The sequence below is a fragment of the Nonomuraea sp. NPDC050643 genome (assembly GCF_040654715.1).
In the GTDB taxonomy this organism is placed as follows: Bacteria; Actinomycetota; Actinomycetes; order Streptosporangiales; family Streptosporangiaceae; genus Nonomuraea.
This window is the reverse complement of record NZ_JBFAIM010000004.1, coordinates 1-15,463: the sequence shown is the minus strand read 5'-3', so window position 1 is coordinate 15,463 and position 15,463 is coordinate 1. Positions and strand designations below refer to the sequence as shown.

The following is a 15,463-nucleotide window of genomic DNA, read 5'->3' as shown; positions in this document are numbered from 1 at the left end:
CTCAAGTGGTCGCGCTGTTGGCGTCGCCGCGCTCGAGGGGGACGGTGGGAGCCGCCTTCGTGGTGGACGCCGGCCGGCTCAAGAAGGTGTAGTCAGGCAGTTCGAAGTGGCCGCCGGCCATCTTGTCCCCCATCTTGGCCATCGAGCCGAGCAGGAAGCGCCGCTTGAACAGCTGGTTACGCAGCCAGATGCCCATGCGGGTGCGCGGTGCCAGGAAGGGGCCGGCGTTGTTGCCGGCGGCGGCCTTGATGAACGGGCGGATGGTCTCCTCGTAGCGCTCGAACGCCGTACCGTAGTCGGCCCGGCTCAGCTCGCCCGCCAGCACATAGGCGGCGACCAGGGCCAGGCCGCTGCCGACACCGCCGAGGGTGTTGGCCGCGGCGGCGTCGCCGAGCAGCACGATCCGGCCCTTCGAGAACCGCTCGAGGGCGACCTGAGCGATGGCGTCGACATAGACGTCCTTCGCCCGGGCCAACTCGGCCAGGATCTCCGATGTCCGCCAGCCCATACCGCGGTAGGCGTCGATCAGGATCTGCTTCTGCTCCGCCGCCGAGTAGCGGTCGTAGGTCAGCTCAGGCGAGGCGAAGCAGAAGAAGGCGGGTGACTTGGGACCGCCGATGGACACGAGCCTGCCCGGCTCGTTGTACATCACCGGCTCGTCCACGACACGCTCCATGTCCACCAGCGCGTAGTAGTGACCCATGTGCCTGACGTAGTCCGACTCCGGGCCGATGGCCAGGCGGCGCACCTTGGAGTGGATGCCGTCCGCGCCGACGACCACGTCGAAGGTCCGCGGGGCATCCGCTTCGAACGTCACCTGGACGCCCGAGGCGGTCTCGGTCAGCGAGGTGATCGAGCCGCCGAAGACGTACCGGCACGTGTCACGAGTGCGCGCGTAGAGGATCTCCGCCAGGTCGCCGCGGCCGATCTCCAGAGTGCCGCCGGTGAACCAGCCCGGCATGACCGCGATCCGCTTGCCGGACGAGTCGATGACCGTCTGGTCGATGCCCCCGGTCTGGCGACGCTCGACCTCCTCCAGGATGCCCATGCGGCGCAGAAGCTCCAGGTGGGTCTCGCCCTTGAAGTCGATGGCCTGGCCACCGGCGCGCAGGACCGGGGCCTTCTCCACCACGGTGACCGTGGCACCGGAGCGGGCCAGCCAGTAGGCGAGGGCGGGCCCTGCGATGCCGGCGCCGGAGATGAGGACCGAAAGGTGCTTGTTCGTCATGGCCCTACTCTCAGAAACCCCGCTGACAGCTCACTGCTCATCCGCTGACAGCTTCGCCGACCGTTGTCAGCGCGTCCTCGCGGCTCAGCGCCGCACCCGTACCGACGGAGTGTCACCCGCACTGACATCTGCCAAGAACCGGCTCTGGCGCTGATCTTGTTGTGGTGCAGTTCGTCTCATCGCTGACCGGACAAGGTGTGTCGACCGAGGGCTGGGACGCCGCGGCGTGGTCGGCGGCGAACGTGGGGCGGCGCTGGGAGCCGGACATGGCCGGCACTTTCGTCCACGTCATCAGCATGGCGCTGAGCTCCCCGGGCCCGGCCCCTCGATGTCATGCCGGTCCGGCGCGGCCGCCGTACCCGTCCCTGGTCGGCCTGCGGCTGTTCGCCGGCCGGGGCGTCACCTCAGGGTGTTTTCGGCTCGTGACGGCGCTCGCCGGTGACCTTCGACGCGGGAAGGCGTCCCGCCCTGGAGGTTCCCGCCAGGGTGTCGCCGTCGATCGTGACGACGAAGTCCAGGTTCAGCCGCATGGGCTTGGTGATGGCCTGCTTCCACGTGAGCCGGTTGCCGTCGAGCACGACGTCGTTGAGTGCTACTTCTTCCCCGGTCCCGCGGGCGGTCCCGATGAGGGCGCCATCCTCGCGCCGGAACTCGGCCACGGCCTTGATCCTGCCGATCGGGGTGGACATGGACAGGTCCCAGGTGCCTTCGACGGACATGCTGCTGTACTTCCTAACGGTGAGGAGGGGTCAGAATCGGACGGGCTCGGGGCCCGCGTTCCGCCAGACGGTGCCGCGGCGCTCATAGGCGAACAGCTCTTCGACGGCGTGCGCGATCCGCGGGCCCACCTCGCGCTCCAGCAGGTACAGGCCCAGATCGAGCCCGGACGTGACGCCGGCGCCGGTGACGAGGTCACCGTCGTCGACGACGCGGGCGCGCACCGCGTGGACGCCGGTGGCGTCGAGCATGTCCAGGCCCAGGTGGTGGGTGGTGGCATGGCGTCCCTCCAGCAGGCCGGCCATGGCCAGGACGAGCGAGCCGCCGCACACGGCGCTGACCGTCACCTCGGGATTGTCCATCGCGGCCTTCAGCAACACGGGCAACTCGGTCGTCAGCGTACGGCCCAGCAGCACGGGGATGGAATCGTCCGGCTGAGCCGGTCCGTCCCCGGCGTCGTGATCAGGCAGGTCGCCGGGGTCCCCGATACGCCCCGCCGCGCCGGGCACCAGGACCAGCCCGGCACGCCCGGGGTCGAGCGCGGCCGTGGCCCGCAGCGCCAGTCCGCCGGTGCCGCTGACCACGTCGCGTGGCCCCTCGGCGGAGACCAGTTCCACGGTCACCGCCCCAGGGGACGCGGTGCCGCCGGCGGACAGTACCTCGAAGGGGGCGACGGCATCGAGCGGATCGAAGCCGTCGAACAAGACGATCTGGGCGTGCATGAAGGAGTCCTTCGCGTGTCGGAAGTCCGGTCCGCTCGACCGTAACGGGGCCGCCACCCGCCCTCCCAGTGGCAAAACCGACACCCTCCAACGGGATAGTGCCAACGCCGGAAAGTGGCCGCTGACCGGCGGTGATGGTGGATCGAGAGCAGGTCCGCCGTCCGGCGAGGCGGTACCTTCTGGCCATGCACACCGTCGCCGTTCTCGCGCTGGATCAGGTCATCCCCTTCGACCTGTCCACGCCGATCGAGGTCTTCACCCGCACCCGGCTCCCCGGCGGGCACCCCGGCTACCGGATCCGTGTGTGCGCCGAACGACCGGAGATCGACGCCGGCGCCTTCACCCTGCGCGCCCCCTGGGGCCTCGACGGACTCACGGGCGCGGACACGATCATCGTGCCCGGCACCGCCGCACCGGTCCCGCTCACGCCGGCCGTCCGCGACGCGCTGCGCGCCGCCGCCCGGAACGGCACCCGCATCGCCTCCATCTGCTCGGGCACCTTCCCGCTGGCCGAAACCGGCCTCCTGGACGGCCTGCGGGCCACCACCCACTGGGCCGCCGCCGATCTCCTGGCCGCCACGTACCCGGACATCGACGTAGACGCGGACGTCCTGTACGTCGACAACGGGCAGATCCTCACCTCGGCCGGCGCCGCCGCGGGCCTGGACCTGTGCCTGCACCTGATCCGCCGCGACTACGGCTCAGCCGTCGCCGCCGACGCCGCCCGCCTGTCCGTCATGCCACTCGAACGCGAAGGCGGACAGGCCCAGTTCATCGTCCCCGACCACCCGCCCGCCCCTCACGGCTCCGCCCTCGAACCCCTGCTCACCTGGCTGCAGGACAACCTCGCCCGCGGCCTCACCCTCGCCGACATCGCCGCCCGTTCCGGAACCAGCACCCGCACCCTGATCCGCCGCTTCCGCGAGCAGACCGGCAGCACCCCGCTCCAATGGCTGCACCGGGCACGCGTCCGCCGATCCCAGCACCTCCTGGAGACCACGGACCACTCCGTCGAGCGCATCGCCGCCCAGGTCGGCTTCGGCTCGCCCACGGCCTTCCGCGACCGCTTCAAACGCATCACCGGCGTCACCCCGCACGCCTACCGCCGCTCCTTCAGCTGACTCCTCGACCCGAGGGGTGGCGCGAGCGTGCCGTCGCGCCACCCAGGGGTCATGGTCCGGTCAGGGATCGTTCGGCTTGGGGTTGTGCGGGCTGCCGCCGCCCCCGCCGCCCCCGCCGCCGTTGTTGCCGCTGAACTCGATGGGCTGGTACGCGGGCAGGACGATGGTGTTGGCCGAGGCGTCGGAGCCGTCGCTCTTGAGCGTCTTGTACACGTTCCAGATGAAGGTGGCGAAGCCGAGAACCTGGCTCCAGTTGATGCCGTTGTTCCAGTGCACGATCGACACCGCGTACGTCTGCTGGGCGATGGCCGGGGAGACCTGTCCGGTCCAGTTCTCCGTGCGCTTGGAGTAGCCGAAGGCGGTGCCGTTGACGCCCCAGCAGTCGCCGCCGGCCTCGCCGATGACCACGCCATCGACGTTGAGGAGCAGCGCCTTGGCGCACAGGCGGACACCGGTGAGATAGACGCCCGACTCGACCGTCGAGGTCCCGTAGACGTTGCCGCTGGCGTAGACCTTGACCATGGTGTCGATGGTCTTGTTCTGGTTGTTGGCGTGCCACGAGTGCAGCGACGCCTCGGCGACCAGTACGTCGGCGCCGGCCGGCGGTGATGCGACGACGAGGCCGGTCAAGGCGACGAGGGCTGTGAGGAGCCCGGTGAGCAGTCTTCTGGGGATGCCCATGGATGCCTTTCGTTCGTGGTGATCGGTTGATCCGTCCGCATTCTCACCACGTGGTCATTCATCGGCGAAGGGGCTCCGACCCGTAATCGGGAAGGTCCGTCATGTCACGGACGCTCCCGTAAGGGGGTACGTCGTTCGACGGATCCCGCGGGCTGGCGCGCCGGTCCACGATGTCCGGGTGAACTCACGCCAGGCCGGCCGACCGGCGGACCAGGGCCGCGCGGGTGTTGACGCCGAGCTTGCGGAAGACCCGGGCCAGGTGCGTCTCGACCGTGCGCGGACTCAGGTACAGCCGTTCGCCGATCTGCCGGTTGGTCAGGCCCTCGCCGACCAGATCGACGATCTCGCGTTCGCGCTCCGACAGCCGGCCGCCCGCTCCCTGGGCCGCGACGCCGAGTTGCGCGTGCCCGGCCTGCGCCGCCAGCCACGGCGCGCCGACCCGCGTGAACAGGGCCTTGGCCTGGCCGATCTGCTCCTGCGCCGTGCCGGCGTCGTTCGCGGCGGCGCTCACCTGCGCCAGCAGCATCCGGGCGAAACCTTCACCGACGGGCAGCCTGGCCGTGGTCAGGAACGCCACGGCCGCACCAGCCGCCGTTTCCGCCTCGTGCGGACGGTTCGCGGCCATCGCCAGCACCGCCCGGGCCACCTCGACGGCGGCCGACTGGGTGGGCGGCGCCCCCGGGGCCACGACGGCGGCGGCCCGCTCGTACCACTGCCCGGCCGCCACCACGTCGCCGCAGGCCGCCTCCGCCCGCGCGCGCCGGGCGAAGACGCTCGCCGCGCCCGGCCCGAGCCCCGACGGATCGCCGCCGACGCGGGCGGCCAGGAACCGTCGGCAGTCCTGCGTACGACCGGCCGCCATCAGCACCTCCGACACCACGTCGTCGGCGATGCCCCGCCACCACGCCGAGCGCATTCCCGGCCCGTGCAGCACCTCCTCCACCAGCGGCAGGGCGGCCTCGGGGCCTGCGTGCCACAGCAGCGGCCGCACCTTGACCACGTGCGCGAACGCGAGCAACTCGGCACTGCCGAGATGGCGGGCGATCTCTTCCGCCTCCTCGGCATCGGCCAGCGCCGCCTCGATCTCGCCCAGCGCGGATCGGACCATGGCCCGCGCCGCGTGCAGCAGCGGGACGGCATAACTGCGGCCATGGTCACGGGCGACCTGCAACCCGCGGGCCAGGTGCCGCAGCGCGTCGCCGTGGTGGTCGGCGATGAACTCTCCCCACGCCAAAGGTGCCACGACACCGAGGTCGTCGCACAGCTCGCGGTCGGTCAGGGTGTCCACGAGCGTCTTGGCGCGGGCGAGCAGGCGATATCCGTCCGGGAAGCGGCAGCGGTACAACTCGGCGACCGCGAGCAGCGTGACGGCCGAGGCCGATACCCCCAGCCGGCCAGATCTCCGCGCGCCCGCCCGCACCCCTTGGTCTGCCTGGCCTGCCTGGCCTGCCTGGTTCAGGGCCTGCGAGGCGTTGGCGGCCGCCGAGTCCCACCGGCCCTGCAAGAGGTCGATCGCTGCCAGCTCCACCAGGAGCGGAGGCCTGTCCGCGGAGTCGGCCGCCCGGACCAGCTCGCCGCTCAGCAGTGCCCTGGCCTCTTCCAGCCGTCCCAGCAGGCGTTGCATGCCGGACAGCAGCTCCACCGCCTGATCTCTGTTACCGCACCCTTCCCGTACGAGCTCGTGCAGCAGCGCGCGAGCCTCCTCCAGCCGCCCCGACACGCCGAGCGCCACCGCGAGCGACATCCGTAGCTCCGGCGTCGCATCAGCGGGCGACGCCTCCAGTGCGGCACGGAACCATCGCGCCGCCGTCGCGGGCGCGTTGGCCGACACTGCTCGCGCCGCCGAGACGAGCAGCGCGGCCCCGGCCGCGTCGCCCACGCCTATCGCGTGCTCCATGTGCACCGCGCAGCCGACGTCCGAGGCGCCCCGCGCGAACAGGTGCTCCGCCGCCCGGCGATGCGCCGCCCTCCGCCAAGCGGGCCCACCAAGCTGGTACGCGGCCGCGCGGACCAGCGGGTGCCTGAACACCAGCGCCCGCCCCGCCGTGCCGAGCACCCTGCGGCGCACCAGCTCATCCAGCGCAGACTCGACGGCCCCGGGATCCAGCCCGGACACGGCCCCCGCGAACGCCACGTCCACGTCCTCACCGGCCACGGCCGCCGCCTGGGCCACCAGTTGCTGGGCCGGCCCCAGCCCGGCGAGTTCGGCAACGATCAACCGGTCGATGGCGCCCGCCCCGGTGATCCGCGCCAGGTCGCCGGTCGGGACGTCCGGCAGCGTGGCCAGGATCTCCAGAAACAGCGGGTTGCCGCCGCTGCGCTCGTACAGCCGCCGCCTTGCCGGATGGGACAGCCGCCCGGCGAGCATGCTGTCGGCCTCGGTGGCCGACAGCGGGCCGAGCGGCAGATCGACAACGTTCGCCGAGCTCAGCGAACGGGCCAGCCCTCGCGGCAGCTCGCCGCTACGGCAGGCGAGCACGACCACGGCGCTCGTGTTCGGCGGGTGCCTGATGTGGTAGTCGATCACCTCCACCGAGGCGTCGTCGGCCCACTGCACGTCGTCCATCAGGACCAGCAGCGTGCTCGACCCGCCCATCCGCTCCACGCCCTGACGCATCTCGCGGAAGCGACGGTGACGGTCCCATCCGGCCAGGTCACCCGTTCCGGTCTCCTGCGACAGCAGCGCGCGCAACCCATCGAGGTGTCCGACGAGGTCGGGATGCTGCTGGGCGTCGGCGAGCGCGTCCTGCACGATCCCGTACGGGGCGCTGCGCTCGAACTCGGTGGCCCGTCCGGTGATGGCCATGATGTCCCGTTCGCGCGCGAGGTCGGCGAACGCGCCCAGCATCCGGGTCTTGCCGATACCCGGCTCGCCGGTCAGCAACACGAAGATCCACTGCCTGCGTGCCTCCAGGAGGCCGGACAGGTGGGCCAGCTCGGCCGTTCTGCCGACCAGTGGACGCCGGGTCTGGAACACCTGCTGCCTCCCACGACGCTGCCCCGCCCAGGAAGATCGCCCCGAGCACGATCCATGTCTATCCCACGCACCACCCCCGTCAAGCAGCGGACGGCTTCCGCCTCCAGCGCAGAGGCGTGCCGTCGCGACCTTGAAGACCTGAGAACGCCGCGATAGCCGGCTCGATCAACGCCTACCGAGCGCCGCTCACGAGATCGGCGGCCGCTGGACGCGAGCCGACCGCCAGTCCCAGGCACGCAGAGATCGGCCGATCTCGGCCTGACCGGACATTGACAGGGTTCGTTAATGTCCGGTCAATGTCCTGGTTCGGCATCCAGCCGCGATCGATACTTACACCTACGAATCGACGAAGGGCCATGTCGGGCGGGTTTCCATGGGCAGACTTTGGGCTGCCAGTCCGTCAAGACATGGTCCTGATGATTGGAGGCGCCTGCTCGAACTCATCCTGACCGACATCAATGGCGCTTAGGGCAAGAAATGGAGATGGCGATGAAGAATCGATCGAGTAGGATCCTGGCGAGTCTCGCAATATGTCTGTCGGTGCTTGTGGCCGGACTGGGGCTCGCCGCACCGGCCTACGCCGCCGAGAACAGTGGCTGCAACGGCTGGGCCTGTGTCAAGATCACAGGAAGCGGTGGCCGGGTGGACCAAATTCAGGCCTATACCAACATGTGGCAAGTACTCAGCTTCTACGGCCACTTCCGCATCTTCGGCCCCGACTTCGCATACAATACTTCCGACCGCGACAACTCCCACACCCTCATCCACTACAGGAATATCGGCCGCAATTACTCCAATGGAAGCGCCTTCTGCGTCGAGGCCTACCAGAAGAACTCTGACGGCTCGTATACGCGCAGAGGACTTCCTTGCACTTACAGTCCGATTTCATAGAAGTCCTCACGTTCCGGGATACGAGTGGGGGCGCAACGCTGTGGTCGGCGAGAACGGCGGCGGACACCTAGCCGTGTTCGAGATCCACGCGGGACGAGACGCCCCGTTGGCCCGGAGCCGACCCCACGCCAGGCCGATCGGCTAGCCTGATCAGCACAGTCGTTGGTTGTTCACACAAAGGAAGGCCCTGATCCCTCCAGGAATCAGGGCCTTCCTCGTTTCTACGGCGTCGGCGAGTTTCGATGAGGAACCGGTGCGCTTGGGGATGGTGACCGGCCTGTGCCCGTGGGCCTTCACCGGCGTCGCGGCTCTGACCGCCCAGCTCACGACGCACGCGCGAACCGCCAACGCCATCGCCGCCACGGCGCTCGGCCTGGCCTTTCTCCTGCGGGCGCTGGGCGATGCCGCGAAGATCGAGGTGTACGCGTGGTCGTCCCCGTTGGGCTGGGCACAACGGGTACGGGCGTTCGCCGGCGAGCGCTGGTGGGTGATCGCTAATGCCCACCGCGGGTGTCGATTTTCGCGATCAAGACGCGCTCGGCGTCGTCGACATCGGCTGGGCGCCCGGCCCATCATGGAGTTATGTCCAAGTTACGAATATTATGATGCTATATATCGCTTTTGCGCACCCTGTTGGGGGTAGATAGCAACACAAGAGAACCACGTCTCGATCGAGGCCGGATGGGGACCGAAGCCCCGACGAGAGGCAGCTCAGGGGGAGGGTTCTTCGATGACCTACCGTCACACATCACACGTCACCGGCTGGGTCGGCTGGATCTGGTTCGCCGGGATGCTCATGGTCATAGCAGGCGTCTTCAACATCATCGGCGGCCTGTACGCGGTCATGAACAGCGACGTCTACGTTCGCACTCCGCTGAGGCTCCTGTTCTTCGACGTGTCGACCTGGGGATGGCTGCACCTGATCTTCGGAGTGGTGCTCTTCCTGACCGGACTCGCCGTGAGCGTCGGCCAGCCGTGGGCGCGCGTGGTCGCCGCAGTACTGGTCATGCTGAACGCGATGACCCAGCTCACCTGGATCGGGGTCAACCCATGGTGGTCCCTGGCCGTCATCGCGGTGGACGTGCTGGTCCTGTACGCCCTGATCGTGCATGGTCGTGAGGCCAGGGAACCAAGCGCCTGACCGCCAGGAGCGACTCCCGACTCACTGACCGTTACGGCTTCGCACCCCTTCAAGGCGCGCAAGCGGTAGGGTCGCCACAGGTGAGCCGGGAAGTCTGGTCGGCACGACCCTGGCACCTGCCCGAAAGCCGGCCTCAATGCCCGATGTCCAGCCCGTCGATCCGATCGAGAACGACTTCTCCATCAGGATCCGCACCCGCGGCCACGTCCTGCTGATCCAGTTGGAAGGCGCCCTCGTCGGCACGCCCGTCGACATCGTGCGCACGTACGTCACCAGCACACTCGCCACTCTGGTCCCACTTGTGGCGGTCGCGGACGTCAGCGCGCTGACCATGATGGACGACGCCGGACTCGACATCTTGCGCTCCGCCACCCGCCAGGCCCGCAACGCGGGCGGCCGGTTCGTCGTCACGGGCGGGCACCATCTGCTCAACATCTCAGCAGCCGGCCTGGACCTGGCACCCACCGTGACCGAGGCGTTCACCCGCTTGGACGACTCCGGCGAGCACGCGCGGAACTGACCCCTCGCGGTCTGGTGCTCATATGGATACGAGCAACAGCAGACCATACGCGATCACCAGCATGATCGACTGTCCCCGGCCGAGTGGCGTTCCGGGAGCGAGCAGAAGCATCGAAAGCCCCCTGCCAGGACGCATCCGCCGAAGACTGCCACGCCGACCCACGCGATGTCCGCCGCCACGACCGCAACCGTACGACGTCTTCCATGCACAGCAAGTAATGACCGGTGCGGGAAGACCTTGTCTCCCGCGTGTCGGGTGGAGGGCTCAGGGTAGGCGCGCGGCGTGGACAACGCGAGCAACGACACAGGCGTCACCCTCGGAAACCGCCTCCTGGCCACTGACCGGCGCGGGGAGAGCACGGTGGCCTCCAGCGAGCTCCTCAACGATCTTCCCAACCTCCGAGTGATCGACGACGACGATGACGACCCGGTTCTGGTGGACCGTCATGGTCACCCCATCGACACCTGGCGTGAGCACTATCCGTACGCGACCAAGATGGACCGGCAGGAATACGAACAGACCAAGCGACAGCTCCAGATCGAGCTGGTGAAGCTGCAATATTGGATCAAGGAAACCGGAGCTCGGTTGGTGATCCTCTTCGAAGGGCGCGACGCGGCGGGCAAGGGTGGGACGATCAAACGCTTCCGCGAACATCTCAACCCTCGCGGCTCGGCGGTCGTGGCCCTGGACAAGCCCGGTGAGCGAGAGAGCGCCCAGTGGTACTTCCAGCGCTACATCTCCCATCTTCCCGCAACCGGCGAGATGGTCTTCTTCGACCGTTCCTGGTACAACCGGACCGGCGTCGAGCGGGTGATGGGGTTCTGCACCGCACCGGAGTATCTGCAGTTCCTGCGGCAGGCGCCGATGCTCGAGCAGATGCTGGTCGAGGACGGCATCCACCTGATCAAGTTCTGGTTCTCGGTGTCGCGCAGCGAGCAGCTCACCCGCTTCATCATCCGCACCATCGACCCGGTACGGCGCTGGAAGCTGTCCCCGATGGACCTGGCCTCCCGCCAGAAGTGGGACGAGTACACCGACGCCAAAGAGGACATGTTCCAGCACACCGACACCGACCACGCGCCCTGGACGGTCATCAAGAGCAACGACAAGAAACGCGCCCGCATCGAGGCGATCCGGCACGTCCTGACCCGATTCGACTACGACAACAAGGACCACGAGGTGGTCGGCGTACCCGATCCGCTCATCATCCGCACGGCCGCCGACGTCCTGGACGAAGACCGCGATCCCTACCCCCGCCCCCGGCCCGCGCGGCCGGCAGAAGCCGAGGCCGCCTCGGAAGCTTCCCACTGACAGCAAGCCACCTACGTTGACGCACTCCCCCGACGACGCGGCCGCCGCCGGCCAGAAAGCGAATCCCAGGCAGGCGCGCCGGCTGCTGGAGTTCCACAACGGCCGGGCGCTGCCGCAATGCCGGGTCAGGTGAGTTTCTATGGATGGTAGAGCCAGAGCTCGACCCGGTAGTCGGAGACTTCCCAGCAATATGACTGGTAGCCGCTAGCGTTCCAGACTTTTCCCATCTCGATGCACTTGTTGCAGTTGTTGGTGCCGGTGAACGCCGTGCTGTAGTTGTACCACCACGGCGGCGGCGTCGTGGAGCAACTGGCGAGCAAAGCATTCTGCGACGTGCTCGTCGTTGTCGGGGAAGAACCGGCGAAGGACGACTCGCCGACGCCGGCCCTGGCGGGGAGCGTGCCGGCAAAAAGGGCCAGTAACGTCATGAAGAACATTGTGATGAGCGCCTTGCGGATCATTTCTCTCCTCTCGATCTTGCGCGGACCACTGGTTCATCCTGTGGTTTCGCACTGGGAACACCTGCGGCGATTCTTGGTGCCCATGCCGTTCGATGCTGCCTCGCCAGAATGAACACAGCCAGGACATCCGCCGGGCATTCGCCGGGCATTGTCGTCCTGAGCCATTGCCGTAAGGAGCCACGGGCAAATACTCAGGCCACAGCACCCGTCACCGCCGCACCGGCGACCGACCCGCTGGTGAGGATCTCCGAGCACCCGTACGAGGGCGTGCGGCCGGACGGGACCGGCGGTGTCGGGGCAAGAAACGTACGACGCCGTACTCATCGCGGGCGCCGGCCCCACCGGGCTGCCCTGGCCATTCACCTGGCATTACACGACATCCCCGTCCGCGTCATCGACGCCGCTCCCGGCCCCGCCACCACCTCCCGAGCCCTCGGCCTGCAACCACGCGGCGTCGAGGTCCTGGAACGCGTCGGCGCGCTCGGCGACCTGCCGCAACGTTCCCAGTCCTCGCTCAACATGTCCTACAACGAGGGATCTCGCACCGTACTGCGGCTCCACATCGGCCAAGCCGTCGCCGACCAGCCGAAACAGGCGCTGCTGATCTCGCAGGCCGACGTCGAGGGGACGATGCGGCAACGACTGGCCGAACTGGGCGGCCACGTGGAGTGGGGCACCGGGCTGGTGGAGGCCCGACAGGACGAGACGAGCGTCGCCGCCACCGTCCAGACGGCCGACGGCGCCGAACACCACATCGAGACCCACTGGCTGATCGGCTGCGACGGCGCGCACAGCACCGTACGCAAAACTCGCCGCAATCGGCTTTCCCGGCCGCAAGCTCCTCGAACGCCTGCTCATGGTCGACGTACGGGCCCAGTGGCCGCTGGACAAGAACGGCAGCACGACCTGGATGGACGCCGGTCACATGCTGTCGGTCACCGCGCTGCCCGACGACACCTGGCGGGTGTTCACCGAGCCACCGCCGGACCTGCCGGACCGGCTGTCCGAAAGCGAGATCAGCGAGCGGGTGCTGAGCGAGTTCTCCCGCCGCAGCGGCGTCGGCCTCGACACGGTCGGCGAGGTCCGCTGGGCGACCAGCGGCTGCTCGACACCTACGAGGGCGAACGACGGCCGCTGGCCCGCAAGGTCCTGCGCGCCACCAGCACCGCCGTGGACATCATGCTGCCGCACGAGGAGTGGAAACGCCTGCTGCGCGACAAGGTCGTCCTGCCGCTCGTACGCCTGCCCGCGGTGCAACGCCGACTCTGGCTGGCCGCCTCCCAACTCGGCATCAGCTACCGGGGCGGACCACTGGCCCCCGCCCCGCACCGGTGGATGCGCGGCCCGCGTCCCGGCGACCGGATGCCCGACCTCGACTGCCGGCGTCTCGACGGCGGCCGGACCACGCTGCACGCCGCGATCTCCGGACGCTGGGTGGTGCTCGCCGGCGATCAGCGGGGCGCCGCCCGCCACGCCGAGGCCGCCGCGGCGCAACTGGGCGCCGACCTGGTCCTCGCACTCACACCGGTAGAGCCGCACTCGCACGATGTGGTGCTGATCCGCCCCGACGGGCACATCGGTTGGCGTGACCGTCCGGCACCCGACAAACTGACGGCATGGCTGAACCAGGTGCTGTGGCCCGCATAGAACGCCACGGCCGCCCACGCGATCCGGAAAACGACGCCGCCATCCTGGACGCGGCATTGGACCTGCTGATCGAACGCGGCGCGGCGGGCACCAGCATCGAAGCGGTCGCCCAACGCGCCGGCGTGGCGAAACTGACCGTCTACCGGCGCTGGCGAGCCAAAGACGACCTCCTCATGGCCGCGTTGGAGCACGCCCGCGCCCCGGATATGGACACCGCCCCAGGCGCGCAGTCGATCGACGAACTCGTCTCGTCCATCGCCGAGCTGCTCAGCCGCCCCCGCTTCCGCGCGCTGATGGCCCGCGTCATCGGCGCCTCGGTCGACCACCCGAAGCTGGTGACCGCCTACACCGAGCGCTACCTGCAGCCACGGCTGGACGCCCTGGCGCACATCGCGCAGCAGGCCATCGACGCCGGTCGTCTCCCACCGGACACCGATCCCAGCGTCATCCAGGACATCCTGGCAAGCTCGATCGGATCCGTCCTTCTCCAGCACGCGGAAGACGTGACCGCGGCACAGGTCGAGAGTCGGCTGCGGACTCTGCTGCGCCACATCGGATACCAGCCTTGATCTCTTGGGTCAGGAACGGCGGTCGATCTTCTTCGCTTGCGCCCTGTAGCGTCCGTGTGGCGATTATCTGGCGGCGGGGATCACCATAGGGTCTTCGATGCGCCAACGGCCGACCGTCTGAGCGCCCATTCACGCGCCGGGTCACGTTCTCGGCGCGGAGGATAACCGGCGCCTTTCCTGCCGGCCTCCGGAAAGCATTCACGAGAGGACCCGTTGTGGTACGCAATCCCGCACAAACCCTGGCCATTCTCATCGCCGCGACGGCGGCCACCATGACGTTGACCGCCATTCCGGCCAGTGCCGCGAAGTCCGCCTCCACCTCCCCTGTCGGCACTCAGACGTAGAACGCCCAACGAGCGGGATGGGCGCCCCATGGCCTGCAAGGCGAATATCGACGCGGCCGCCGCCGCAATCGCCGGTCTCGCCGGTGTCTTCATGAAACCTCCTGATGCAGGAAGCGTTTTCGTCACGGGCGACGCGGCGGCGGTCTTCGCCGCTCGTGGCTGACCCGCACGAGCGCGGCCGGGGCCGAACAGGGCCGGCCCCGGCCGCGCTCCTGGAACACATGGGGACAACCAGGCCATCGCCTGACGTGGGCGCATGCGAGCCACTACCGTGACGCCCGTGTCCCCTCAAGCCTTCGACAGCCGCTTCGGCCTGGGCGCCCCGAGCAAGTCGGGGCTGCGTCGCGTCGCTGAGCACCTCGACCAACTCGGTGCCGAAGACTGCCGGGTGGTGGCCGCTGCCGTCATGTCCCGGCAGCGGCTTGAGCTTCTGTACGCGACGTACGGCATCACGGTCAAAGGCGGTGCGTTTTGCGCGTGCTACGTCAAGGATCCGCTCGGCGGGCTTCACCGCAGCCGCTGGGGTGACGATCCGGCGTTGTGCTATGGCCTGGCCGGCAACATGGCCGACCACATGCGCGGCTGGTACGCCCGGGGACGGTTGGTCGCGTTCACCATGGAGCCCTACCACGAGGTGGGACCGCACGAGGTAGCCGAGGCGAGCAGCGCTCTGGCAGCCGATGGCCTCAAGCTGAGCGTATGTGTCTGCTGCTCCACCTGGTATCCGGGTGAGACGGTCGCGGTCGTCGTCCGTCCCGTCGACGGCGAGGAGTTCCACCTGTCGTGACGGTTCGGGCAGCGTACTGGTGACAAGCCTGCTCAAGACCGCTGTGGCATGGACCGTCTCCACGATGCGGCCAAAGGCCGACGGTAACGCGGAGGAAACCGCAGAGCTGATTTCCTGACGCGGGCCTCTGCCCGGGATTTCCTGCGCCCCGACCGCCGGGGAAGATCATTGCCGTGCAGATGGCCGCTGAAATCGCCACGATCCTCAGGAGCCGGCCATGCACGAAGAAGAGACTTCCTCGGGACAGAATCGGCGGCAGTTCCTGCGGCGCGCGGGGCTGGTCGCCGGCGCAGGTGCGGCGCTGCCGCTGCTGGGCACGGGTGGCGCGCGCGCCACCGCCGCCGCT

The 15,463-nt window shown here is 68.8% G+C and carries 17 protein-coding genes and 1 pseudogene; 11 read left to right on the top strand and 7 right to left on the bottom strand.

Features of this window, described 5'->3' with window-relative positions; all coding sequences use genetic code 11:
• Window position 1: 1 nt before the first annotated feature.
• From AB0I15_RS05910 to AB0I15_RS05900, 3 genes are all read right to left on the bottom strand, one after another.
• Window positions 2-1,228, bottom strand: coding sequence for an FAD-dependent monooxygenase (locus AB0I15_RS05910; RefSeq protein ID WP_358090794.1), 1,227 nt, complete (start codon window positions 1,226-1,228; stop codon window positions 2-4).
• A gap of 404 nt (window positions 1,229-1,632) precedes the next feature.
• A complete protein-coding gene (locus AB0I15_RS05905; RefSeq protein WP_358090791.1) occupies window positions 1,633-1,947 on the bottom strand; it encodes a hypothetical protein in 315 nt (104 codons plus the stop codon).
• Window positions 1,948-1,977: 30 nt separating this feature from the next.
• The gene (locus AB0I15_RS05900; RefSeq protein WP_358090789.1) at window positions 1,978-2,667 is read right to left on the bottom strand and encodes a DJ-1/PfpI family protein; all 690 of its coding nucleotides are present in this window, start codon (window positions 2,665-2,667) and stop codon (window positions 1,978-1,980) included.
• Window positions 2,668-2,852: 185 nt separating this feature from the next.
• On the opposite strand from AB0I15_RS05900, the gene AB0I15_RS05895 reads away from it, so the two are divergent.
• Window positions 2,853-3,788: a helix-turn-helix domain-containing protein gene (locus AB0I15_RS05895; RefSeq protein ID WP_358090787.1), complete on the top strand. Its 936-nt coding sequence runs from the start codon at window positions 2,853-2,855 to the stop codon at window positions 3,786-3,788.
• Window positions 3,789-3,848: 60 nt separating this feature from the next.
• On the opposite strand, the gene AB0I15_RS05890 is transcribed toward AB0I15_RS05895, so the two are convergent.
• Both AB0I15_RS05890 and AB0I15_RS05885 read right to left on the bottom strand, forming a co-directional pair.
• Entirely contained in the window at window positions 3,849-4,469 is a 621-nt protein-coding gene (locus tag AB0I15_RS05890) for a hypothetical protein (RefSeq protein WP_358090785.1), read from the bottom strand.
• Window positions 4,470-4,653: 184 nt separating this feature from the next.
• Entirely contained in the window at window positions 4,654-7,446 is a 2,793-nt protein-coding gene (locus AB0I15_RS05885; protein WP_358090783.1) for an AAA family ATPase, read from the bottom strand.
• A gap of 489 nt (window positions 7,447-7,935) precedes the next feature.
• Here AB0I15_RS05885 and AB0I15_RS05880 point away from each other — a divergent pair, with 489 nt between their 5' ends.
• The 4 genes from AB0I15_RS05880 (at window position 7,936) to ppk2 (ending at window position 11,309) form a co-directional block, all read left to right on the top strand.
• Entirely contained in the window at window positions 7,936-8,337 is a 402-nt protein-coding gene (locus tag AB0I15_RS05880; protein ID WP_358090782.1) for a hypothetical protein, read from the top strand.
• A 730-nt stretch (window positions 8,338-9,067) separates the two neighbouring features.
• Window positions 9,068-9,478: a hypothetical protein gene (locus tag AB0I15_RS05875; protein WP_358090779.1), complete on the top strand. Its 411-nt coding sequence runs from the start codon at window positions 9,068-9,070 to the stop codon at window positions 9,476-9,478.
• 136 nt (window positions 9,479-9,614) lie between these two features.
• A complete protein-coding gene (locus AB0I15_RS05870; RefSeq protein WP_358090776.1) occupies window positions 9,615-9,998 on the top strand; it encodes an STAS domain-containing protein in 384 nt (127 codons plus the stop codon).
• Between the two features lie 402 nt (window positions 9,999-10,400).
• A complete protein-coding gene (ppk2, locus tag AB0I15_RS05865) occupies window positions 10,401-11,309 on the top strand; it encodes a polyphosphate kinase 2 (RefSeq protein ID WP_358090773.1) in 909 nt (302 codons plus the stop codon).
• A 137-nt stretch (window positions 11,310-11,446) separates the two neighbouring features.
• On the opposite strand, the gene AB0I15_RS05860 is transcribed toward ppk2, so the two are convergent.
• On the bottom strand, window positions 11,447-11,770 hold the full coding sequence (locus AB0I15_RS05860) for a hypothetical protein (RefSeq protein WP_358090770.1): 324 nt from the start codon (window positions 11,768-11,770) through the stop codon (window positions 11,447-11,449).
• A gap of 108 nt (window positions 11,771-11,878) precedes the next feature.
• Here AB0I15_RS05860 and AB0I15_RS05855 point away from each other — a divergent pair.
• Window positions 11,879-12,523: pseudogene (locus AB0I15_RS05855) on the top strand (FAD-dependent monooxygenase); the annotation flags it as partial.
• A gap of 168 nt (window positions 12,524-12,691) precedes the next feature.
• Here AB0I15_RS05855 and AB0I15_RS05850 read toward each other — a convergent pair.
• On the bottom strand, window positions 12,692-12,961 hold the full coding sequence (locus AB0I15_RS05850) for a hypothetical protein (RefSeq protein WP_358091592.1): 270 nt from the start codon (window positions 12,959-12,961) through the stop codon (window positions 12,692-12,694).
• On the opposite strand from AB0I15_RS05850, the gene AB0I15_RS05845 reads away from it, so the two are divergent.
• The 5 genes from AB0I15_RS05845 to AB0I15_RS05825 form a co-directional block, all read left to right on the top strand.
• Entirely contained in the window at window positions 12,950-13,417 is a 468-nt protein-coding gene (locus AB0I15_RS05845) for a hypothetical protein (protein ID WP_358091567.1), read from the top strand. The two genes, AB0I15_RS05850 and AB0I15_RS05845, sit on opposite strands and share 12 nt — an antisense overlap.
• Window positions 13,387-13,986 (top strand): TetR/AcrR family transcriptional regulator, encoded by a 600-nt coding sequence (locus tag AB0I15_RS05840; RefSeq protein ID WP_358090767.1) that lies wholly within the window; start codon window positions 13,387-13,389, stop codon window positions 13,984-13,986. Before AB0I15_RS05845 ends, AB0I15_RS05840 begins: the two co-directional genes overlap by 31 nt.
• A gap of 372 nt (window positions 13,987-14,358) precedes the next feature.
• Window positions 14,359-14,493: a hypothetical protein gene (locus AB0I15_RS05835; protein WP_358090765.1), complete on the top strand. Its 135-nt coding sequence runs from the start codon at window positions 14,359-14,361 to the stop codon at window positions 14,491-14,493.
• 117 nt (window positions 14,494-14,610) lie between these two features.
• Window positions 14,611-15,117, top strand: a complete 507-nt coding sequence (locus AB0I15_RS05830) for a hypothetical protein (RefSeq protein WP_358090763.1) — start codon at window positions 14,611-14,613, stop codon at window positions 15,115-15,117.
• Window positions 15,118-15,334: 217 nt separating this feature from the next.
• Window positions 15,335-15,463: hypothetical protein (locus tag AB0I15_RS05825; RefSeq protein ID WP_358091565.1), on the top strand; the 129-nt coding region annotated here is incomplete at its 3' end.